We start from the raw sequence: 20,612 nt of genomic DNA on the forward strand, positions 1-20,612 counted from the left end.
AGCAGGATCAAACGGCCGAACCGGCCTTCCAGTCCGCCCAGCTCAGGTTCCAGCCGTTGAGGCCGTTCGCCGGGTCGACGGTCTTGTCGCCGGTGTTCCGGACGTCGACGACGTCACCGATGATCGAGTTGTTGTAGAACCAGTAGCCCTCGGAGCCCTTGTCGTTGGCGCCCTTGGTGTCGTTCAGGCCGACGCAGCCGTGGCTGACGTTGGCGCTGCCGAAGGTCCCGTCGGAGCTCCAGTAGTTGCCGTGCACGAAGGTGCCGGACGTGGTCAGGCGGATGGCGTGCGGCACGTCCTTGATGTCGTACTCGCCCTTGCCGTCGTCGTCGGTGAAGCCCACGGTCGCGCCGTTCATGCGCGTCTCCTTGAACTTCTCCGACATCACCATCTTGCCCTCGTACGTCTTGTTCTCGGGCGAACCGGCGGAGATCGGGATGGTCTTGATGACCGTGTTGTTGTGCATGACCTTCATCGTCTTCGTCTTGGCGTCGACGATGGAGACCTGGTTGCGGCCGACCTTGAAGGTGACCGTCTTCTGCTGCACGCCGTAGACACCGCTCGCGCCCTCCACGCCGTCGAGCGCCAGCTTCAGCGTGACGGTGGAGTTCTCCTGCCAGTAGTCGTCGGGCCGGCAGTCCATGCGGGTGTCGTTGAACCAGTGGCAGACGACTTCCTGCCCGCTGGTCGAGGAGACCGTGACGGCCTTCTGCACGGCCGCCTTCTCGGTGATCGCCTTGTCGAAGTTGATCGACACGGGCATGCCCACACCGACGGTCGAGCCGTCCTCGGGGGTGAAGTAGCCGACGAAGCTGTTCGCGGCGGCGACCGTCGTGAACGAGGCGTTCTCATGGGCGGCACGGCCGCCGGAGTCCTTCGCCTCGGCCGTCACCTTGTAGGTGGTGGCGCGCTCCAGCTGGCCGCTCGGCTTCCAACTGGTCTTGTCGGCAGATATCTCACCTGCGACGGCGGTACCGTCCGCCGTCGTCATCTCCACGGCCGTCAGGGTGCCCTTGGTCACCGACACCTGGGCCGCGTTGTTGATGGAGGCGTTGTTCGAACCGTCCCCGGGCGTGATCTTGATCTGGGCCTCGGAGGCCTTCTCGGCCGCCGCCTCGTCGGCCTTGGCCTGAGAGGTGTCGGTGCCGCTGTCGCCCTTGGAGGCACTGTCGCTGTCGCCCCCGCTGCACGCAGAGAGCACCAGCACGCCACCGAGCAGTGCGGACGCGGCCATCAGACCCTTGCGCCGCTTACTGTCCGTCATCACACGCTTCTCCATCGTTGCCGAATCCCCGAACCGTCGGGACCACAAGTCCCCGTACCGAACCGAACCTGCAAATCCCCGTAACCCACTTCAACGCTACGACCGGTTCGTCCCGTTCCACATTCGCTCGATGTGTGGGGCACACCACGTCGCCCGGGTCACAGGGGGCACTGTGCCCGTCCCGCACTCCACCGGGTCGCGTGGCGCCACTGCCGGTCACTGCTCTCTCTGAGACGAAGAAACCCCGGGCCGCGGTTGCCGCCCGGGGTCACGATTTTCCCAAGCCGCTCAGCCGCCGACCCGTTCCCCCACCAACTCGTCGCCGTCCGCCCCATCATCCTCGTCGAGATCCCAATCCGGCGAATCCGGGTCGTAGTCGATCTCCTCGCTGCTCCAGGAGGCCTGCGCCAGTTCGATCCCCGGCACCTCACCGACCAGGTCGAACGGGTCCACGAGGTACGCGAGCGCCTCCGCGGTGTCTTCCGTCACAGCGTCCTCGGCGTGCACCCGCTCGTCGGCGGGCATCTCGGTGTCCTCGGCGATCCGCCGCAACGCGGCCTTCGTGAGGGAGGCCGGGTCGTCGACCTCGACGACCAGTTCCACCCGAAGCCGTACAAAACGTGATGTCTCTGAAGTACTCATGGTCGGAGAGCGTACGGCTCACAGCTCCCGCAACTTTCCCACGACCCGCGCCTGTCATTAGCATCGGGTCCACGGCCAATTCGCCAGAGCCACAAGGGGATCGATATTCCGTGTCATCCGCACGTCGATCGTTGCTGACCGCCACCGCAGCGGGGACCCTCCTGGGCGCCCTGTGGTTCGTCCCGTCCGCCAACGCGACGGCCGACAAGTCTGTGGAGAAGTCGGTGGAACAGCAGCACAGAGCGGATACGTCCCTGTCCACGATGTCGGACTTCACCCGCCAGATCTCCACAACAAGCACGGACGCGAGTACGAGTACGGACGCGACCACGAGCGGCACCACGGCCACGACGACCTCGGACTCGGGCACCGGCGACGGCACCCGCCTCGCCGACACCGGCAGCTTCAACACCACCCCGTACGTCGTCGGCGGCACCCTCTGCCTAGGCCTCGGCGCGGGGTTCGTGGTGTATTCACTGCGCCGGGAACGCCTGGGGTTCTGAGACTTCCGAGCCTTCCGAGACCTCCGAGCGGGACGACGGGGACAGCCGGGACGCCAGTTTTTTACGAAACTTGACGTGCGTGCGCCCCGGCAGGCCCCGAGCGTGGGCCTACTCCAGCGGGCCGGTCACCGGCTCCACCGCGGCGACCATGTGCCCGCCCCGCACGAAGGCGTCCGCCGCGGCGAGGTCGGGCGAGAGGAACCGGTCAGGACCGGGACCCTCGACACCGGCCGCCCGTACGGCGGCGATGACGGCCTGGGACGCGGGCGCGGGCGTCAGCCCTTCCCTCAACTCGATGGCGCGCGTGGCGGCGTACAGCTCGACGGCGATGACCCGGGCGAGGTTGTCGACGGCCGTACGGAGCTTGCGCGCCGCCGACCAGCCCATGGAGACGTGGTCCTCCTGCATCGCGGAGGAGGGGATCGAGTCGGCCGAGGCAGGCACGGCGAGCCGCTTCAACTCGCTCACCAGGGCGGCCTGGGTGTACTGCGCGATCATCAGCCCGCTGTCCACACCGGGGTCGTCGGCGAGGAACGGCGGCAGCCCGTGCGAGCGGTTCTTGTCGAGGAGCCGGTCGGTACGCCGCTCGGCGATCGATCCGAGATCAGCGGCGGCGATGGCAAGGAAGTCGAGGACGTACGCCACCGGGGCCCCGTGGAAGTTCCCGTTGGACTCGACCCGCCCGTCGGCGAGTACGACCGGATTGTCGACGGAGGAGGCGAGTTCCCGCTCGGCGACAAGCCGCGCATGCGCCATCGTGTCCCGCCCGGCACCGGCGACCTGCGGGGCGCAGCGCACGGAGTAGGCGTCCTGGACGCGCGGGGCGCCGTCCTGGTGGTGCCCGGTCAGCTCCGAACCCTTGAGCACGGCAAGCATGTTGGCCGCGCTGGCGCCCTGCCCCGGATGCGGCCGGATGGCATGCAGCTCGGGCGCGAGCACCTTGTCGGTCCCAAGAAGCGCTTCGAGGCTGAGGGCGGCGGTGACATCGGCGGACTTGTAGAGGGTGTCGAGGTCGGCGAGGGCCATGACCAGCATGCCGAGCATGCCGTCGGTGCCGTTGAGAAGGGCGAGGCCTTCTTTCTCACGCAGCTCGACGGGGACGATGCCGTGCTCGGCGAGCAGTTGTGCGGCAGGCCGCACAACCCCATCGCTACCCTCGGCATCCCCCTCGCCCATGAGCGTGAGGGCGCAGTGGGAGAGCGGCGCGAGGTCACCGGAACAACCGAGGGAGCCGTACTCGTGGACGACGGGGGTGATGCCGGCGTTGAGCAGGTCGGCCATGGTCTGCGCGACCTCGGGCCGTACGCCGGTGTGTCCCGAGCAGACGGTCTTGAGCCGCAGGAACATCAGCGCCCGTACGACCTCGCGCTCGACGCGCGGGCCCATGCCGGCGGCGTGCGAGCGGACGATGTTGCGCTGGAGCCGGGCGCGTAGTTCGGGGCTGATGTGCCGGGTCGCGAGGGCACCGAACCCGGTGCTCACGCCGTACACGGGCTCGGGCCTGGCGGCCAGCGCGTCGATGACTCCGCGGGCCTTCGCGAGCGCGGCGAGGGCCTCACCGGCCAGTTCGATCCGGGCCCCGCCGCGCGCCACGGCGAGCACGTCGGCCGCGGTCACCCCGGACGTCCCCACCACCACAGTGTGCATATCCATATTCAGGAGCGTACGCAGTGAATTCCAGGATGTCACTACCGGGTGGCCGGTACGCCCCTTACAGCGTTTCCTCGCCCCCGCCGCCCCTACCCATCCCATCCCGTTCCTGGGGGCTCCGCCCCCAGACCCCCGTATCGCGCTAAAACGCGCTCGTCCTCAAACGCCGGACGGGCTGGGTGGGGAGTGCCGGCCAGCGTTCGAGGACAAGGCCCTCTCAGCCCACCCCTTTTGCCCGCCCACCCGCCCCCACCGCACCTCAGCACGGGCCCGGGCATTCCAGCCCGCCTCTTCCCACCTGCTCCCGCCGCTTCCGAAGCACAGGCAGTGCCTCTTCAGCACGGGCCCGGGCATTCCAGCCCGTCCGGCGTTTGAGGACAAGCGCGTCCAGCGCGAGCCTTTCCCACCCACCCCGCTGCACTTCACCACCCGCCCGCACCCCCACCCAGCCCGTCCGGCGTTTGAGGACGAGGCCGTTCAGGCCGAAAGGGGGGTCTGGGGGCGCAGCCCCCAGGGATGGGACGGGTAGGGGCGGCGGGGGCGAGAACAAAGCCCGTCTCACAGCCGGCGTCCACGGAACCGTCGCCGTTCCACCGCCCCCTCCCGGGACGGCCCCGCATCGGCGAGGCGTACCACCGGATCGTCAGGACCCTCGCGCCCCGCCACCACCGGCCGATCCGCGCGAAGCGCCTTCGCCCGGTACTGCGCCGCATCGGCAAGCCGGAACAACCGCCGAGCCGTCCGCACCGCCCCGATCGGATCGGCCGTCGAGGCCACCCCGCAGGCAACCCCCTCCCCCAGCTCCAACCCGGCCGCACGACGGCAGAGTTCGTCCGCCGCCCGGACCACGTCATCGGCCGCCGCACCGACCACCAACAGGCAGAACTCGTCACCGCCCAGCCGCCCGGCCAGCGCCCCCGGCAACATCGCCCCGCACAGCGACAGCACGGACCCGAACCGTTCGAGGAACCGGTCACCGACGGCGTGCCCGAGGGTGTCGTTGACGCGCTTGAGCCCGTTCAGATCGCAGACGACCAGACTGACCACCGCACCGTCCCGCCGATGCCGCTCGATCGCCTCGTCGAGATGCGCGTCCACGGCCCGCCGATTGGCGAGCCCGGTCAGCGCGTCGGTGAAGGCCAGCCGCCGGGCCTCCTCCAACCGCTCGGTCTGGGCGATCCCGGCGGCCACGACGGACGCCAGGACGGTCGCGAAGTCGGCGTCGGCACGGTCGAAGACGGGCGCACCGGCGGGCCGGGCGACATACAGCTCGCCCCAGGCCCGGCCGTGCAGCACGACGGGGGCGACGACACAGCAGCCGCGCCCCCGGCGCCGTAGGGCGGCGACACGCTGATGGCAGTACCCAGCGCGCCCCTCGAAGGCCCCGTCGGCAGGCCCCTCGGCGGTCTCCACCCAGGCGTTGGGCTCACCACCGCCCGCCCACCGCTCGTGCAGGAACTCGGTGATCTCCGGGAACTGGTGCACGGGGTACGCCTCCCCCTCCGGGAACTCCTCCTCGTCGACGGCCAGCTCCCCCACGTTCGCGAGGACCCGCAGCCGCCCCAGCTCGCGCTCCCAGACCGACAGCGCGGCGAAGTTCCCGGTCAGGGCATGACAGGCGCCGAGCGCGGCGGCACGCCAGGAGTCGCGGGGGCTGTGCGCGGCGGCCATGCCCTGCGCGAGCGTCACGACGGCGCGGAGCCGGCTTTCCTCACCCATTGATCCAGGTTAGGAAGGTTTGCGGTGATTTGAGACATCGGGAGGGCGAACAGGGGAGGCGTAGAGAGAGGCGCCACGGAGCGCCGTACCGCCGCCCGGCCCGCCAGAGGCGTGAGGGCTACTCCCCCGGCCAGACAGGCGCCCGCTTCTCCGCGAACGCCGCGACCCCCTCCGCCCGATCGCCCGAGAAGGCGACGGCACGCCATGCGGCGTCCTCCACCTCGAGCCCGGCCCGCAGATCCAACCCGAACCCCACCCGCAAGGCCCGCTTGGCCGCTCGTACCCCCACAGGGGAGTTCGCCGCGATCCTGGACGCCAGCGCCAGCGCCTCCTCCCGGTCCCGCCCCTCCTCCACCAGCACGTCCACCAGGCCCAGCTCCCGCGCCTCGCCCGCCTCCACGCGCCGCGCGGTGAAGATCAGCTCGGCGGCCCGGGCGGCGCCCACCCGCCGGGGCAGCAGCTGCGTACCACCGCCCCCGGGAATCACGCCCACGGACACCTCGGGCAGCCCCACCACCGCCGTACCGTCCGCAACGATCAGATCGCAGGACAGCGCCAGCTCGAACCCGCCCCCCAGCGCGAACCCGTGCACCGCCGCGATCACCGGCATCGGCAGCTCCAGTACGCCGGTGTAGGCACCCCGCGCCACCGGCCGCTGCCGGACCAGTTCGGCGTCGGACATCGAGTTCCGCTCCTTGAGGTCGGCCCCGACACAGAACGCCCGCTCATGGGTGGAGGTCAGCACCACCGCGCGTACGTCACGGTCGGCGGCCAGCGCGGCACACGCGCCGCCGATGGACCGGGCCATGGCAGAGGAGACCGCGTTCATGGCCTTCGGCCGATCGAGGACGAGTTCGGCGACGTACCCGTGCCGCCGCACCACGACGAACTCCCCGAACCGTTCCTCACCCATGACGCCCTCCTGGTTAACGCGGGTTAACTACGACCGCCCCGATCATCGCAGCCCGCGTCCACGCAAGGGAAGAACGGGCGGGGCCGGAACCGAGACGAAACCCCTCTCCTCGTTCGGGTGACATCGCACCGATCTCCCGAAATCCCGCTCCCGGGAGCGCATAACGTGCGCACCGCCCAGGCGCACCGGGGGCGCGAGCGCAACGGGGAGGGATCGCGATGACGGACACGACGACCAGGCCGGTCGAGACAGGCACACCGAGGCATGCCCAGGTCCCGCGCCAGTTCACACCCCCGGCCCGGTCCTGGACGCCTCCCCCGCCGCCCGCCCCAGAGCCACCGCCCGTCCCCCTCTCCACCCGCCCCCGGGGCCGGCACCGCAAGCCCCGCCCGCGCAAGGTCCTGCTCGCGGCGGGCGGCTTCGCGCTGGCCGCCGGTGTCCTGAGCCTCGTACGGCTGGCGCCCGACGGCGGAGTGGGCGGCGTCGGCAACACCCAGGCCCAGGCCGACCTGGACACGGACACGGGGACGACCGGCGACACGACCAGGGACACGAACGGGGACACCTCCGCCGACCGCACCGACAACGCGGCGGCCACCGTAGGCACCACTCCCACGCCGAACCCGTCGGCGAGCGCCCCCATGGGCGGCGCGACGCCCGCACCCACCACCCCGCCCCCGACCGCACTCCCGACGGCTCTCCCGAGCGCGACCGGCCCCCTGCGGCCCCAGCCCCTGGGCCCGTACCCCACGCCACCCGGAGCCGCCCCCGACGCCACCACGATCCCGCAGCAGCCCAGCACACCGGGACCGACCGCCACACCCGGACGGCCACCGGCCACGGCACCGACACCGGCCCCACTAGCGCCCCAGCCCCCGCAGCAGGAGGCCCCGGCGCCCCAGGCCCCCGCCCCGGCCCCACAGCCCTCCGCACCCGGCGGAGTCTGCGTACCGCTGATCGGCCTGTGCGTGGACGCGCTGAACCACCGCCACTGAGCGGAGGGAGGAAACGAAGGAAACAGGGAAAGGCGGGCGGTCCTACGCCGGTGCGGCCCGCCGGGTCAGCAGCCAGGGCTCGACCACGCCCAGCCCGCGCACCGGGCGCTGCCACATCGGCTGGAGCGCGAAACGGTACACCGGCGGCTCCTCGCCCTCCTTCTCCGCGGCGGCAGCGGCCTCGGCCGCCTCCGCCTCGGAGGCGGGCGCGTCCCCGGTCCTGATCAGCTCCTGCGCGAACGCCGCGTCGACGAGCACGGCGTCCCGTGGCGCTATCGACGTCAACCGGGAGGCCAGGTTCACCGTCGACCCGAACACATCACCCATACGGGTGGTCACCGTGCCGAAGGCCATCCCGACCCGCAGCTCGGGCATCGTCTCGTCGTGTGCCATCGTCTCGATCAGCCGCAGCGCGATCTCGGCGGCGACACCGGCGTCGTCCGCCGCGTACAGCACCTCGTCGCCGAGCGTCTTGACGAGCCGCCCGCCGTTCGCGGCCACCAGGTCGGCGGCCGTGGTCTCGAAGGCCTCGACGAGTTCGCCGAGTTCCTCCTCCTCCATACGACGGGTCAGCCGCGTGAACCCGACAAGGTCGGCAAAGCAGACGGCGAGCCGCCGGTCGACCATCTCCTCGTCGTCGGCGGCCTGGACGACCCGTCCGGTCGCGGCGGCGAGCTGGCGCCGCCAGACGTACACGATGAACTCCTCCAGCTCGGGCAGGAGCAGCTCGATCAGCGGATACGTCACCTCGGTGCGCGTCATTCCGGGTTCGGGCGGCTCGGTCAGCCCCTCCAGGAAGGAGTCGATCTGCCATTCCGCCAGCCGGGCGGTGGTCTGCCCCGTGGAACGCGCCACCTGTACGGCCATCGCCTCGCTCAGCAGCCCCGCCTCGACGAGACCGGCGAGCCGGCGCAGCGCGAGGACGTCCGCCTCGGTCAGCGCCTTGGCCTGCCCGATGTCGGCGAAGCCCATCGCCCGCCAGAAACGGGAGGCCAGCTCCATGGAGACACCGGCGCTGCGGGCGGCCTGAAAGGGGGTGTAGCGCCGCTCGGCCCCGAGAATGAGCTGTTCGAGCCGCAGGGCGAGCGGGTCCTCACCGGGGTCGGCGTCCTGCCCGTCCACCCGGCCGCCCGCCGTGTCGGAGCCCGTGTCGTCGACGGTCACGCCTGCTGCCCTTCCGATCTGTCACGGTCAGATATCGACCGCCCTCAACGATACGGCCTCACCCTGTTAGGTCCAGCAGGGAAGAGATGCAGTAAACGGGTGGGTGAGTGGGAAACAAGGCCTGTGCGGCATCGGCCCAGCCCCGAAAGCACCGGCCAGGCCGAACCTATGCCGGCCGCAGATGCACCACGTCCCCCGCCCCCACCGGCTCCTGCACCCCCTCCGCCGTGGCCAGCACCAGCCTCCCGTCCCCGTCGACGGCCACCGCCTCCCCCACCACAGACCTCTCCCCCGGCAACTCCGCCCGCACAGTCCGCCCCAACGTCGCGCACCCCGCCGCATACGTCTCCTGCAGCCCGGACAGCACCGGATCCCCCTCCACCACCCGCCACCGCACGTACCACTGCTCCAGCGACCGCAGCACCGCCCGCAGCAGCGGATCCCGGTCCGTCCCCACGGCCCCCGCCAACGCCAGCGACCCGGCGGTCGGCACCGGCAGTTCGTCCTCGCGCAGGGTGACGTTGATGCCGATGCCGATCACCACCGCGTCCGTACCGGCGCGCTCCGCGAGGATCCCGCCCGCCTTGCGCTCCGCGCCCCCGACGTTCACCAGCAGGTCGTTGGGCCATTTGAGGGACGTATCGACGCCCGCGGCCCGCGACAGCCCCGTCGCCACCGCGACCCCGGTCAGCAGCGGCAGCCAGCCCCAGCGGGCCACCGGCACCTCCGTCGGCTTCAGCAGTACGGAGAAGAACAGCCCGGAGCGGGCGGGCGCCGTCCACTGCCGGTCCAGCCGCCCGCGCCCGGCGGTCTGCTCCTCGGCGACCAGGACCAGCCCCTCCTCCGCCTTGCCCGCACCCGCGAGGGCGACGAGATCGGCGTTCGTGGACCCCGTACGGCGGACCACCTCGACCCCCGACCAGAGCCCGCCCTCCCTGACCAGCGCCCGACGCAGCGCACCGGCGCCCAGCGGCGGCCGGTCGAGATCGGACCAGCGCCCGTCGTTCCCCGCTGAACCCGCTGATCCCTCTGAACCTGCTGCACCCTCGGTGTTGTCTGAGTCATCTCGCGGCGTCATGCAAGCCACACTAGATGTGGTAAACGCCGCACTGCCGATGGGTAGGCACCCCACTACGCTACGGATGAGTAGCCAATCCCCCTTCTGAGCACGTCACTCTTTGCAGGGAGCCGCATCCCGATGGCCGAGCCGGTAAAGCCGCAGCAGATCGACATCCACACCACCGCTGGCAAGCTCGCGGACCTGCAACGCCGCTTCGACGCGGCGACGCACGCCGGATCGGCACGGGCTGTCGAGAAGCAGCACGCCAAGGGCAAGCTGACGGCCCGTGAGCGGATCGAACTGCTCCTCGACGAGGACTCGTTCGTCGAGCTGGACGAGTTCGCCACGCACCGCTCGACCAACTTCGGCCTGGAGAACAACCGCCCGTACGGCGACGGTGTCGTCACCGGATACGGGACCGTCGACGGCCGTCCGATCGCCGTGTTCTCCCAGGACTTCACCGTGTTCGGCGGCGCGCTGGGCGAGGTGTACGGCCAGAAGATCGTCAAGGTCATGGACTTCGCGCTGAAGACCGGCTGTCCGGTCATCGGCATCAACGACTCGGGCGGCGCCCGTATCCAGGAGGGCGTGGCGTCGCTGGGCGCGTACGGCGAGATCTTCCGCCGCAACACCCATGCGTCCGGGGTCATCCCGCAGATCAGCCTCGTCGTGGGCCCCTGCGCGGGCGGAGCGGTCTACTCCCCGGCCATCACCGACTTCACGGTCATGGTCGACCAGACCTCGCACATGTTCATCACCGGTCCTGACGTCATCAAGACGGTCACCGGCGAGGACGTCGGCTTCGAGGAGCTGGGCGGCGCGCGCACCCACAACTCCGCGTCGGGCGTGGCCCATCACATGGCCGGCGACGAGAAGGACGCCATCGAGTACGTCAAGCAGCTGCTGTCGTACCTGCCGTCCAACAACCTCAGCGAGCCCCCGCTGTTCCCGGAGGAGGCGGACCTCGCCGTCACGGACGAGGACCGCGAGCTGGACGTCCTGATCCCGGACAGCGCGAACCAGCCGTACGACATGCACACGGTGATCGAACACGTCCTGGACGACGCCGAGTTCTTCGAGACGCAGGCGCTCTTCGCGCCCAACATCCTCACCGGGTTCGGCCGGGTGGAGGGCCGTCCGGTCGGGATCGTCGCCAACCAGCCGATGCAGTTCGCGGGTTGCCTCGACATCGACGCGAGCGAGAAGGCCGCCCGCTTCGTGCGTACCTGCGACGCCTTCAACGTCCCGGTCCTCACCTTCGTGGACGTCCCCGGCTTCCTCCCGGGCGTCGACCAGGAGCACACCGGCATCATCCGCCGCGGCGCCAAGCTGATCTACGCCTACGCGGAGGCGACGGTCCCCCTCATCACGGTCATCACCCGCAAGGCCTTCGGCGGCGCCTACGACGTCATGGGCTCCAAGCACCTGGGTGCCGACCTCAACCTGGCCTGGCCGACCGCCCAGATCGCCGTCATGGGCGCCCAGGGCGCGGTCAACATCCTGCACCGCCGCACGATCGCGGAGGCGGAGGCGAACGGGGAGACCGCCGAAAACGCAGAGGTGGTCCGCGCCCGCCTGATCCAGGAGTACGAGGACACCCTCCTCAACCCCTACATCGCGGCCGAGCGCGGCTACGTCGACGCGGTGATCCTGCCGTCCGACACCCGCCGCCATGTCGTACGGGGCCTGCGCCAGCTCCGTACGAAGCGCGAGTCCCTGCCCCCGAAGAAGCACGGCAACATCCCCCTCTAGACCGTTCAGGAGCCGCTGTGAACATCAAGGTCGTACGGGGCAACCCGACCCCCGAGGAGCTGGCCGCCGCCCTGGCGGTGGTCCGAGCCCGCGCCGTGGCAGCGTCCTCCACGACGCCCGGCACCCCGCGAACAAGGGACGCGTGGTCGGACCCGTCAAGGATCGCGACCCACCACGTCCCCCAACCGAGCCCGACATCCTGGACCCGCACCTACTGGCCGAGCTGAGCACCCCAAAGGGGCGCGAGGAACCGCGCACAGAAGGACAACAAAGGGCGCCGATTTGAGTACGGCTACTCAGGCGCCCCAACCCGCAGAGCGCCACGCTGGATGGCATGTTGTGGTCCGACCCGGAGAACGAGCCGCCGAAGGAACTGCGCGAAGCGCAGCAGATGCTTCGGCGGCTCGGGTTTCTCATGGCACTGGCCATGCTGCTCGCGATGATCGTTCTCGGCGTGTTGTAGGCCAACCCCCGCCGATACCCTGACCGCATGACCGATCAGCCACGCCGCCGCCTCGTACTCGCCTCGCAATCACCCGCCCGGCTCAACCTGCTCAGGCAGGCAGGACTCGACCCCGAGGTGATCGTCAGCGGGTTCGACGAGGACGCCGTGACCGCGCCGACCCCCGCCGAACTGGCCCTCGCCCTCGCCGAGGCCAAGGCCTCCGTGGTGGCCGCGAAGCCCGAGGTGCGGGGCGCGCTGGTGATCGGCTGCGACTCCGTCCTCGACCTGGACGGCGAGGCCTACGGCAAGCCCGCCGACGCCGAGGAGGCCACCGCCCGCTGGAAGGCGATGCGCGGCCGGGCGGGCACGCTCCAGACGGGCCACTGCGTCTGGGACACGGCGAACAACCGCCATGTGTCGGCCACCGCGTCCACCGTCGTCCGATTCGGCGAGCCGACGGACGAGGAGATCGCCGCGTACGTCGCCTCGGGCGAGCCCCTCCACGTCGCCGGGGCGTTCACGCTCGACGGCCGCTCGGCACCGTTCATCGACGGCATCGACGGCGGCCACGGCAATGTGATCGGCATCAGCCTGCCCCTCGTACGCAGGCTGCTCGCCGAACTGGGCGTCGGGATCACGGAGTTGTGGACGCCCGGGGAGAAGTAGCGATCAGAGGGTGCTGGGCGTCGGCGGAGGTGTGAGCGGGGAGCCACCGTTCCCCTTGGCCGGGGAGCCGCTCTCGCCCGTACCGCCCGCGTCACCCGCACCGCCCGTGCCGTCCTCGGGGCCCTGCGCCGCCGCCGTGGTGCCGTTCTGCCGGTCGTACGTCATCAGCAGGAGCACCACCAGGGTCATCACCACGACCATGGTCAGGAACGCCGTCCAGCCCACCAGCCCCCAGGCGAACGCCCCCAGCAGCGCGTGCACCACGGCCACGCTGATCAGCAGGATGCGGCCGAGGCCGGCCGGGGAGCGGTCGCGCAGGGCGACGAGCAGGGCCACCACCCCGCACAGCCCGAAGTAGGCGCCGAAGACCAGGCCGCCGACCTTCGAGGACACGGACATCATGTCCGGGTCGAGACCGGCGAGGGACATCTGCTGGTTGTCGACGACCGTCCCCAGGAGCCAGTTCAGCGCTGCGACGCCGAACGCCTCCACGAACAGGACGACCGCGACGATCCAAGCCACCGGTCTGCGGACCACTGGCCCCCACCCACTTTCGACTGCCGCGCGTGCGGCTAGTACTACGTTCGGTTGGTACTACCTTCGGTACAGCGTGAACGCTACTAACGGGTAAACGCGCGGACAAGGGGCGGACACGGGTTCGGCGGAGGTTGCTCGACGGGCAAAGAATCATTGGGCCGTTCGTAGGGACTCCACAAAGAAACGGAGTGGGCCGCAGCACGCTCTCACAGAGACCTTGACCACATGAGGGGGCTAGGGTTTCCCGCAGGAGTCCTGCATAAGTAGGTGCGACAAGGGATTTCGCGGGTCGAGCGAGCCTCGTATCACGCTCCGTGTGGGCAAGCTCACCAGTGGGGACGGGTCGATGCGCCGTGTCGGCAGTCCCTAAACTCGGCTTGTTTCAAGGAGGGAGCCTCAATCGTGCGCAAGGTGCTCATCGCCAACCGTGGCGAAATCGCTGTCCGCGTTGCCCGGGCCTGCCGGGATGCCGGGATCGCGAGCGTGGCCGTGTACGCCGACCCGGACCGGGACGCTCTGCATGTCCGCGCCGCGGATGAGGCGTTCGCCCTGGGCGGTGACACCCCGGCGACCAGCTATCTCGACATCGCCAAGGTGTTGCAAGCCGCCAAGGACTCCGGGGCGGACGCGATCCATCCCGGATACGGCTTCCTCTCGGAGAACGCCGACTTCGCCCAGGCCGTCCTCGACGCGGATCTGACCTGGATCGGCCCGCCCCCGCAGGCCATCCGTGACCTCGGTGACAAGGTCGCCGCCCGTCATATCGCCCAGCGCGCCGGTGCCCCACTGGTCGCCGGCATGCCCGACCCGGTCTCCGGATCCGACGAGGTCGTCGCCTTCGCCCAGGAGCACGGCCTGCCGATCGCCATCAAGGCCGCCTTCGGCGGTGGCGGACGCGGCCTGAAGGTCGCCCGGACCCTCGAAGAAGTCCCCGAGCTGTACGACTCCGCGGTCCGTGAGGCCGTGGCCGCCTTCGGGCGCGGGGAGTGCTTCGTCGAGCGCTACCTCGACAAGCCCCGGCACGTGGAGACGCAGTGCCTGGCCGACTCCCACGGCAACGTGGTCGTCGTGTCCACGCGTGACTGCTCCCTCCAGCGCCGCCACCAGAAGCTGGTGGAGGAGGCCCCGGCGCCGTTCCTGTCCGAGGCGCAGGTCGCCGAGCTGTACGCGTCGTCGAAGGCGATCCTGAAGGAGGCCGGCTACGTCGGCGCCGGGACCGTCGAGTTCCTCGTCGGCATGGACGGCACGATCTCCTTCCTGGAGGTCAACACCCGACTCCAGGTGGAGCACCCGGTCACCGAGGAGGTCGCCGGCATCGACCTCGTACGCGAGATGTTCCGTATCGCCGACGGCGAGGAACTCGGCTACGGCGACCCGGAGTTGCGCGGCCATTCCTTCGAGTTCCGCATCAACGGCGAGGACCCGGGCCGGGGCTTCCTGCCCGCCCCGGGAACCGTCACCACCTTCGCCCCGCCGTCCGGCCCCGGCGTCCGCCTGGACGCGGGCGTCGAGTCCGGCAGCGTGATCGGCCCGGCGTGGGACTCTCTCCTCGCCAAGCTGATCGTCACCGGCGCCACCCGTGAGCAGGCCCTTCAGCGCGCGGCCCGTGCGCTGGCCGAGTTCCAGGTCGAGGGCATGGCCACTGCCATCCCCTTCCACCGTGCGGTGGTCACCGACCCGGCTTTCGCCCCCGAACTGACGGGCAGCCAGGACCCCTTCACGGTCCACACCCGGTGGATCGAGACCGAGTTCGTCAACGAGATCAAGCCCTTCGCCGCGCCGACCGACGCCGAGGCGGAGGACGACACGGACCGGGAGACGATCGTCGTCGAGGTCGGCGGCAAGCGCCTGGAGGTCTCCCTCCCGTCCTCGCTGGGCATGTCCCTGGCCCGCACCGGCCTCGCGGCGGGCGCCAAGCCCAAGCGCCGCGCGGCCAAGAAGTCGGGCCCGGTGGCCTCCGGCGACACTCTCGCCTCCCCGATGCAGGGCACCATCGTCAAGGTGGCCGTCGAGGAGGGCCAGGAGGTCAAGGAGGGCGACCTGGTCGTCGTCCTGGAAGCCATGAAGATGGAACAGCCCCTCAACGCCCACAAGGCCGGCACCATCAAGGGCCTCGCGGCAGAGGTAGGCGCGTCCCTGACGTCGGGCGCCCCCATCTGCGAGATCAAGGACTGACGGTACGAAGTTACGAGGCGCCCGGCAGGCTGAGCGATCAGCCACCGGGCGCTTCACTTTCTGGCGAACGGTGCGGGCAGTTTTTAGGGGCGCGGGGAACTGCGCGACAAGCCCCCACGGACCCGCACCCGACACACAACCACCGGATGGCATGCTGAACCCCCGGACCAAGCACACGAAGGCCAGGTGAACCATGGCCCACCCGCCAGCAGGCCTCCGCTCAGACGCCCGCCGCAACTACGAACGTCTGCTCACAGAAGCCCGCGCCGCCTTCGCCGCACACGGCACAGACACCTCCCTCGAAGACGTCGCCCGCCGCGCAGGCGTAGGCATCGGCACCCTCTACCGCCACTTCCCCAACCGCCACGCCCTGATGAGCGCGGTCTTCGAGGACGCGGTCAGCGACCTACTGGCCCGCTCCCGCGAACTGCTCACCGCCCCGGACCCATGCGCCGCGCTGGTGACCTGGCTGCGCGAGATCGTCACGCACGCCGGCGAGTACCGCGGCCTGGCCCGGGCGCTCATGTCGGTGTCGTACGACGCCGACTCGGCGCTGGCCAGGTGCAGCAACCCGATGCGGGCGGCGGGCGCGGCCCTGCTCACCCGCGCCCAGCAGGCCGGCACCCTGCGCACCGACGTCTCCATCGGCGACCTGCTCCAGCTCACCAACGCCATCGCACTGGCGGCCGAGGAGACCCCGGACGACCCGGGCCTGGCCGACCGCCTCCTGACCCTGACACTGCGGGGCGTGAAGGCCTGAGAGCCTGTACGGCGGTCAGCGCCGGCGGAGATCCGCCACCCGGGCCCGCTCCCGCTCCCGTTCGCGCTCACCCGGTCCGCCAGGCTGCTCACCCAGCATCGTGCCGCGCAGCGGATGACCCGCCGCACCGCCGGGCAGCTGTCCCCGGCGCGGGTTGGGCAGCGGCACGTCCCGGCGCTGTTGGCGTGCCGGGGCCTGCTCACCGCCCCCCGCTCCACTGCCCGGGGAACTGTTCCCCGAGCCCGAGGATCCGGCGACCGCGATCTGCACTCCCTGGTCGGCCAGGGCCTGCAGTTCCGTACCGGCGCGGTCGTCGTGGACGGGCGGTTCGTCCGTGACGAGGCGGGTGATCACATCCGTGGGCACGGTCTGGAACATGGTGTCCGCACCGAGCTTGGTGTGATCGGCGAGCACGACGACCTCGGCGGCGGCCTGCACCAGCGCGCGGTCGACGGACGCCGACAGCATGTTGGAGGTGGACAGCCCGCGTTCGGCGGTGAGCCCGCTTCCGGAGAGGAAGGCCTTGGACACCCGCAGCCCGTGCAGGGACTGCTCGGCGCCACTTCCGACCAGGGCGTAGTTGGAACCGCGCAGAGTGCCGCCGGTCATCACGACCTCCACCCGGTTTGCGTGGGCCAGCGCCTGGGCCACCAACAGGGAGTTGGTGACGACGGTCAGCCCGGGGACCCGCGCGAGCCGGCGTGCCAGCTCCTGCGTGGTGGTCCCCGCCCCGACCACGATGGCCTCGCCCTCTTCGACGAAGCTCGCGGCGAGGTCGGCGATGGCCGTCTTCTCGGCGGTCGCGAGATGGGATTTCTGCGGAAAGCCGGACTCCCGCGTGAAGCCGCCCGGCAATACCGCACCGCCGTGCCGGCGGTCGAGGAGTCCTTCTGCCTCCAGTGCGCGCACGTCCCGCCGTACGGTCACTTCGGAGGTCTGGACGACGCGGGCGAGCTCACGGAGCGACACGGCCCCATTCGCTCGCACCATTTCGAGGATCAATTGACGACGTTCTGCAGCGAACACGAAACTGACAGTAACCCCAACGACCGTCTGCTTTCAGCAGTTTGCGCCGAATAACAGAAGTTGTTCGCATGGGGGTACGAGAAGTGGTATACGCGCCTATCCGCTCCGCCTATGCCCTACGAATGGGCCGCAACTCCCCGTGACCAGCGGGAAGTTCCACCGGGGCGGTCAGGCCTCGCCCGCCGCCTTGCGCGTGTGGAGCTGCCGGGCGACCTCGGCGATCGATCCGGAAAGGGACGGATAGACCGTGAACGCGTTCGCGATCTGCTCGACCGTCAGATTGTTGTCGACCGCGATCGAGATCGGGTGGATGAGTTCGGAGGCGCGCGGCGACACGACACACCCCCCGACGACAATCCCCGTACCCGGCCGGCACATGAGCTTGACGAAGCCGTCGCGGATGCCCTGCATCTTCGCGCGCGGATTGCGCAGCAGCGGGAGCTTCACGACCACGGCGTCGATCTTGCCGCTGTCGACGTCGGCCTGGGTGTAGCCGACGGTGGCGATCTCGGGGTCGGTGAAGACGTTGGAAGAGACGGTCTTCAGGTTCAGCGGGGCCACCGCGTCGCCGAGGAAGTGGTACATGGCGATCCGGCCCTGCATGGCGGCGACGGACGCGAGGGCGAAGACGCCGGTCACGTCACCGGCGGCGTACACGCCGGGAGCGGTCGTCCTGGACACCTTGTCGGTCCAGATGTGCCCGGAGTCGCGGAGCTTGACCCCGGCCTCCTCCAGCCCCATTCCGGCACTGTTGGGAATGGCTCCCACGGCCATCAGACAGTGCGAGCCGCTGATGACCCGTCCGTCGGAGAGGGTGACCTCGACACGGTCGCCGACGCGCTTGGCGGACTCGGCGCGGGAGCGGGCCATGACGTTCATGCCACGGCGCCGGAAGACCTCTTCGAGGACGGCGGCGGCGTCCGGGTCCTCACCCGGCAGCACACGGTCACGGGAGGAGACGAGGGTGACCTTGGAGCCGAGGGCCTGGTAGGCACCGGCGAACTCGGCACCGGTGACACCGGACCCGACCACGATCAGCTCTTCGGGCAGCTCGGTGAGGTCGTAGACCTGGGTCCAGTTGAGGATGCGCTCGCCGTCGGGCTGCGCGTCGGCCAGCTCGCGCGGGTGTCCGCCGGTGGCGATCAGCACGGCGTCGGCGACGAGGGTCTCCTCGGTGCCGTCCGCCGCCCGGACGACGACCTTGCGGGAGCCGTCGATGGCCTGCATGCCGTCGAGACGGCCACGGCCGCGCAGGACGCGGGCACCGGCCCGGGTCACGGAGGCTGTGATGTCGTGCGACTGGGCGAGGGCGAGCCGCTTCACCCGTCGGTTGACCTTGTCGAGGTCGACGCCGACGACGCGGGCGGCCTGCTGGTCGGGTGGGGTGTCGTCGGCGACGATGATCCCCAGTTCCTCGTACGACGAGTCGAAGGTGGTCATCACCTCGGCCGTGGCGATCAGGGTCTTCGACGGTACGCAGTCGGTGAGCACCGACGCCCCGCCCAGACCGTCGCAGTCGACGACGGTCACCTCCGCGCCGAGCTGCGCTGCCACCAGCGCAGCTTCGTATCCGCCGGGTCCGCCACCAATGATCACGATCCGAGTCACATGCTCCATTGTCCCGCATGCCCCGAGGTGCCCACGCCCCGGGGCATGTGTGGCCGTGCGGGACCGGTGCGGGCGCACGGTTGTACGGGTGCGGAAGGGGCCTGTGCTGTCGGAGTGACGGCCGTGTCCGCTGCCGTACTCTCGACCCATGTCGCTCTACGCCGCCTACGCCGGCAATCTCGACGCGCGGCTCATGACGCGTCGCGCACCGCACTCGCCGCTGCGCGCCACCGGGTGGCTGACCGGCTGGCGGCTGACGTTCGGCGGCGAGCACATGGGCTGGGAGGGCGCCCTCCCGACGATCGTCGAGGCCCCCCGCTCACAGGTCTTCGTCGCCCTGTACGACATCGCCCCGCCCGACGAGGAGTCGCTGGACCGCTGGGAGGGCGTGGGCCTCGACATCTACCGCCGGATGCGGCTGCGCGTCCACACGCTGGAGGGCGAGGAACCGGCGTGGGTGTACGTCCTCAACGGGTACGAGGGCGGCCTGCCGTCGGCCCGGTACCTGGGCGAGATCGCCGACGCGGCGGAGTCGGCGGGCGCGCCGCACGACTATGTGATGGAACTGAGAAAACGTCCCTGTTGAGCAGGTTGGGCGGGCGGGTGCCCCTGCCTCGGTTCGGACTTTGGTTGGAAACGACAAGACAACGATCGCCATCCCGTGGCCTCTGTCATCTACGCGCGTAGGCTCCGACCGGATACGCTCTTGCGCGTGAACGCATCTCTTCTTCCGGACGACATCCAGGGCGACCCCCACGCCGCCGCCGACGCCGCCGCCGCGCGCCTGCGGGAGCTGACGGGCGCCGAGACCCACGACGTCGCCCTCGTGATGGGCTCCGGCTGGGCACCGGCAGTGGACGCCCTGGGCGCCCCCGAGGCCGACCTCCCGGTCACCGAGCTGCCCGGATTCCCGCCGCCCGCGGTCGAGGGCCACGGCGGCAGGATCCGCTCGTACCGGATCGGTGACAAGCGCGCGCTGGTCTTCCTGGGCCGCACGCACTACTACGAGGGCCGGGGCGTCGCGTCCGTGGCGCACGGTGTCCGTACCGCCGTGGCCGCCGGCTGCAAGACGATCGTCCTGACCAACGGCTGCGGCGGCCTGCGCGCCGACATGCGTCCCGGCCAGCCGGTCCTGATCAGCGACCACATCAACCTCACGGCGACGTCCCCGATCGTCGGCGCGAACTTCGTGGACCTGACGGACCTGTACTCGCCTCGGCTGCGGGCCCTGTGCAAGGAGATCGACCCGAGCCTGGAGGAGGGCGTGTACGCCCAGTTCACCGGGCCGCACTACGAGACTCCTGCCGAGATCCGGATGGCGCGGGTGATCGGCGCGGACCTGGTGGGCATGTCGACGGTCCTGGAGGCGATCGCGGCGCGTGAGGCGGGGGCCGAGATCCTGGGCATCTCGCTGGTGACGAACCTGGCGGCCGGGATGACGGGCGAGCCCCTCAACCACGAGGAGGTCCTCCAGGCGGGCCGCGACAGCGCAACCCGCATGGGCTCGTTGCTGGCCCAGGTCCTGGACCGCCTGTAGAAACTTTTCTCGCCCCCGCCGCCCCTACCCGTCCCATCCTTCTGGGGGCTGCGCCCCCAGACCCCCCTTTGTCGCGCTGAACGCGCTCGTCCTCAAACGCCGGACGGGCTGGGTTAGTCAGCCCGTCCGGCGTTTGAGGACAAGGCCCGTTCAGGGCCGTAGCGGGGGTCTGGGGGCGCAGCCCCCAGGGATGGGA

The 20,612-nt window shown here is 70.5% G+C and carries 20 protein-coding genes; 10 read left to right on the top strand and 10 right to left on the bottom strand.

Annotated elements, in window-relative coordinates:
* Window positions 1-7: 7 nt before the first annotated feature.
* Both ACWDR4_RS26165 and ACWDR4_RS26170 read right to left on the bottom strand, forming a co-directional pair.
* The gene (locus ACWDR4_RS26165) at window positions 8-1,279 is read right to left on the bottom strand and encodes a L,D-transpeptidase (RefSeq protein WP_450412175.1); all 1,272 of its coding nucleotides are present in this window, start codon (window positions 1,277-1,279) and stop codon (window positions 8-10) included.
* A 273-nt stretch (window positions 1,280-1,552) separates the two neighbouring features.
* Window positions 1,553-1,906, bottom strand: a complete 354-nt coding sequence (locus ACWDR4_RS26170; RefSeq protein ID WP_450412176.1) for a hypothetical protein — start codon at window positions 1,904-1,906, stop codon at window positions 1,553-1,555.
* A 110-nt stretch (window positions 1,907-2,016) separates the two neighbouring features.
* Here ACWDR4_RS26170 and ACWDR4_RS26175 point away from each other — a divergent pair, with 110 nt between their 5' ends.
* The gene (locus tag ACWDR4_RS26175) at window positions 2,017-2,409 is read left to right on the top strand and encodes an LPXTG cell wall anchor domain-containing protein (RefSeq protein ID WP_450412178.1); all 393 of its coding nucleotides are present in this window, start codon (window positions 2,017-2,019) and stop codon (window positions 2,407-2,409) included.
* Window positions 2,410-2,517: 108 nt separating this feature from the next.
* Here ACWDR4_RS26175 and hutH read toward each other — a convergent pair whose 3' ends face one another.
* The 3 genes from hutH to ACWDR4_RS26190 form a co-directional block, all read right to left on the bottom strand.
* On the bottom strand, window positions 2,518-4,056 hold the full coding sequence (gene hutH / locus ACWDR4_RS26180) for a histidine ammonia-lyase (protein ID WP_450412208.1): 1,539 nt from the start codon (window positions 4,054-4,056) through the stop codon (window positions 2,518-2,520).
* A 561-nt stretch (window positions 4,057-4,617) separates the two neighbouring features.
* Window positions 4,618-5,778 (bottom strand): diguanylate cyclase domain-containing protein, encoded by a 1,161-nt coding sequence (locus ACWDR4_RS26185; RefSeq protein ID WP_450412179.1) that lies wholly within the window; start codon window positions 5,776-5,778, stop codon window positions 4,618-4,620.
* Window positions 5,779-5,896: 118 nt separating this feature from the next.
* Window positions 5,897-6,691, bottom strand: a complete 795-nt coding sequence (locus ACWDR4_RS26190; RefSeq protein WP_450412181.1) for an enoyl-CoA hydratase/isomerase family protein — start codon at window positions 6,689-6,691, stop codon at window positions 5,897-5,899.
* Between the two features lie 218 nt (window positions 6,692-6,909).
* Between ACWDR4_RS26190 and ACWDR4_RS26195 the strand changes: the two genes are divergently transcribed.
* Entirely contained in the window at window positions 6,910-7,686 is a 777-nt protein-coding gene (locus tag ACWDR4_RS26195) for a hypothetical protein (protein WP_450412183.1), read from the top strand.
* A 42-nt stretch (window positions 7,687-7,728) separates the two neighbouring features.
* Here ACWDR4_RS26195 and ACWDR4_RS26200 read toward each other — a convergent pair whose 3' ends face one another.
* Together ACWDR4_RS26200 and ACWDR4_RS26205 are read right to left on the bottom strand one after the other, a co-directional pair.
* On the bottom strand, window positions 7,729-8,850 hold the full coding sequence (locus tag ACWDR4_RS26200; protein WP_450412184.1) for an adenylate/guanylate cyclase domain-containing protein: 1,122 nt from the start codon (window positions 8,848-8,850) through the stop codon (window positions 7,729-7,731).
* A gap of 166 nt (window positions 8,851-9,016) precedes the next feature.
* Window positions 9,017-9,928 (bottom strand): biotin--[acetyl-CoA-carboxylase] ligase, encoded by a 912-nt coding sequence (locus tag ACWDR4_RS26205; RefSeq protein ID WP_450412186.1) that lies wholly within the window; start codon window positions 9,926-9,928, stop codon window positions 9,017-9,019.
* Between the two features lie 120 nt (window positions 9,929-10,048).
* Here ACWDR4_RS26205 and ACWDR4_RS26210 point away from each other — a divergent pair, with 120 nt between their 5' ends.
* The 4 genes from ACWDR4_RS26210 (at window position 10,049) to ACWDR4_RS26225 (ending at window position 12,773) form a co-directional block, all read left to right on the top strand.
* Complete coding sequence (locus tag ACWDR4_RS26210; RefSeq protein ID WP_450412188.1) at window positions 10,049-11,662, top strand: acyl-CoA carboxylase subunit beta; 1,614 nt, start codon at window positions 10,049-10,051, stop codon at window positions 11,660-11,662.
* Between the two features lie 17 nt (window positions 11,663-11,679).
* On the top strand, window positions 11,680-11,889 hold the full coding sequence (locus tag ACWDR4_RS26215) for an acyl-CoA carboxylase epsilon subunit (protein WP_450412190.1): 210 nt from the start codon (window positions 11,680-11,682) through the stop codon (window positions 11,887-11,889).
* A 107-nt stretch (window positions 11,890-11,996) separates the two neighbouring features.
* Entirely contained in the window at window positions 11,997-12,125 is a 129-nt protein-coding gene (gene mmpB / locus ACWDR4_RS26220; protein ID WP_268828153.1) for a morphogenic membrane protein MmpB, read from the top strand.
* 27 nt (window positions 12,126-12,152) lie between these two features.
* Entirely contained in the window at window positions 12,153-12,773 is a 621-nt protein-coding gene (locus tag ACWDR4_RS26225; RefSeq protein WP_450412192.1) for a Maf family protein, read from the top strand.
* 3 nt (window positions 12,774-12,776) lie between these two features.
* On the opposite strand, the gene ACWDR4_RS26230 is transcribed toward ACWDR4_RS26225, so the two are convergent.
* The gene (locus ACWDR4_RS26230) at window positions 12,777-13,310 is read right to left on the bottom strand and encodes a hypothetical protein (protein ID WP_450412193.1); all 534 of its coding nucleotides are present in this window, start codon (window positions 13,308-13,310) and stop codon (window positions 12,777-12,779) included.
* 402 nt (window positions 13,311-13,712) lie between these two features.
* Here ACWDR4_RS26230 and ACWDR4_RS26235 point away from each other — a divergent pair, with 402 nt between their 5' ends.
* Window positions 13,713-15,485, top strand: coding sequence for an acetyl/propionyl/methylcrotonyl-CoA carboxylase subunit alpha (locus tag ACWDR4_RS26235; protein WP_450412195.1), 1,773 nt, complete (start codon window positions 13,713-13,715; stop codon window positions 15,483-15,485).
* A gap of 193 nt (window positions 15,486-15,678) precedes the next feature.
* Complete coding sequence (locus ACWDR4_RS26240) at window positions 15,679-16,245, top strand: TetR/AcrR family transcriptional regulator (protein WP_450412197.1); 567 nt, start codon at window positions 15,679-15,681, stop codon at window positions 16,243-16,245.
* Between the two features lie 15 nt (window positions 16,246-16,260).
* Here the strand turns inward: ACWDR4_RS26240 and ACWDR4_RS26245 are convergent, their stop codons facing one another.
* The gene (locus ACWDR4_RS26245; RefSeq protein ID WP_450412198.1) at window positions 16,261-17,271 is read right to left on the bottom strand and encodes a DeoR/GlpR family DNA-binding transcription regulator; all 1,011 of its coding nucleotides are present in this window, start codon (window positions 17,269-17,271) and stop codon (window positions 16,261-16,263) included.
* Window positions 17,272-17,439: 168 nt separating this feature from the next.
* The gene (locus tag ACWDR4_RS26250) at window positions 17,440-19,029 is read right to left on the bottom strand and encodes an NAD(P)H-quinone dehydrogenase (protein ID WP_450412200.1); all 1,590 of its coding nucleotides are present in this window, start codon (window positions 19,027-19,029) and stop codon (window positions 17,440-17,442) included.
* Here ACWDR4_RS26250 and ACWDR4_RS26255 point away from each other — a divergent pair.
* Both ACWDR4_RS26255 and ACWDR4_RS26260 read left to right on the top strand, forming a co-directional pair.
* The gene (locus ACWDR4_RS26255; protein WP_369037808.1) at window positions 19,028-19,465 is read left to right on the top strand and encodes a gamma-glutamylcyclotransferase; all 438 of its coding nucleotides are present in this window, start codon (window positions 19,028-19,030) and stop codon (window positions 19,463-19,465) included. The two genes, ACWDR4_RS26250 and ACWDR4_RS26255, sit on opposite strands and share 2 nt — an antisense overlap.
* A 126-nt stretch (window positions 19,466-19,591) precedes the next feature.
* The gene (locus ACWDR4_RS26260; protein WP_450412202.1) at window positions 19,592-20,416 is read left to right on the top strand and encodes a purine-nucleoside phosphorylase; all 825 of its coding nucleotides are present in this window, start codon (window positions 19,592-19,594) and stop codon (window positions 20,414-20,416) included.
* Window positions 20,417-20,612: the final 196 nt, after the last annotated feature.

The organism is Streptomyces sp. NPDC000878, assembly GCF_053599695.1.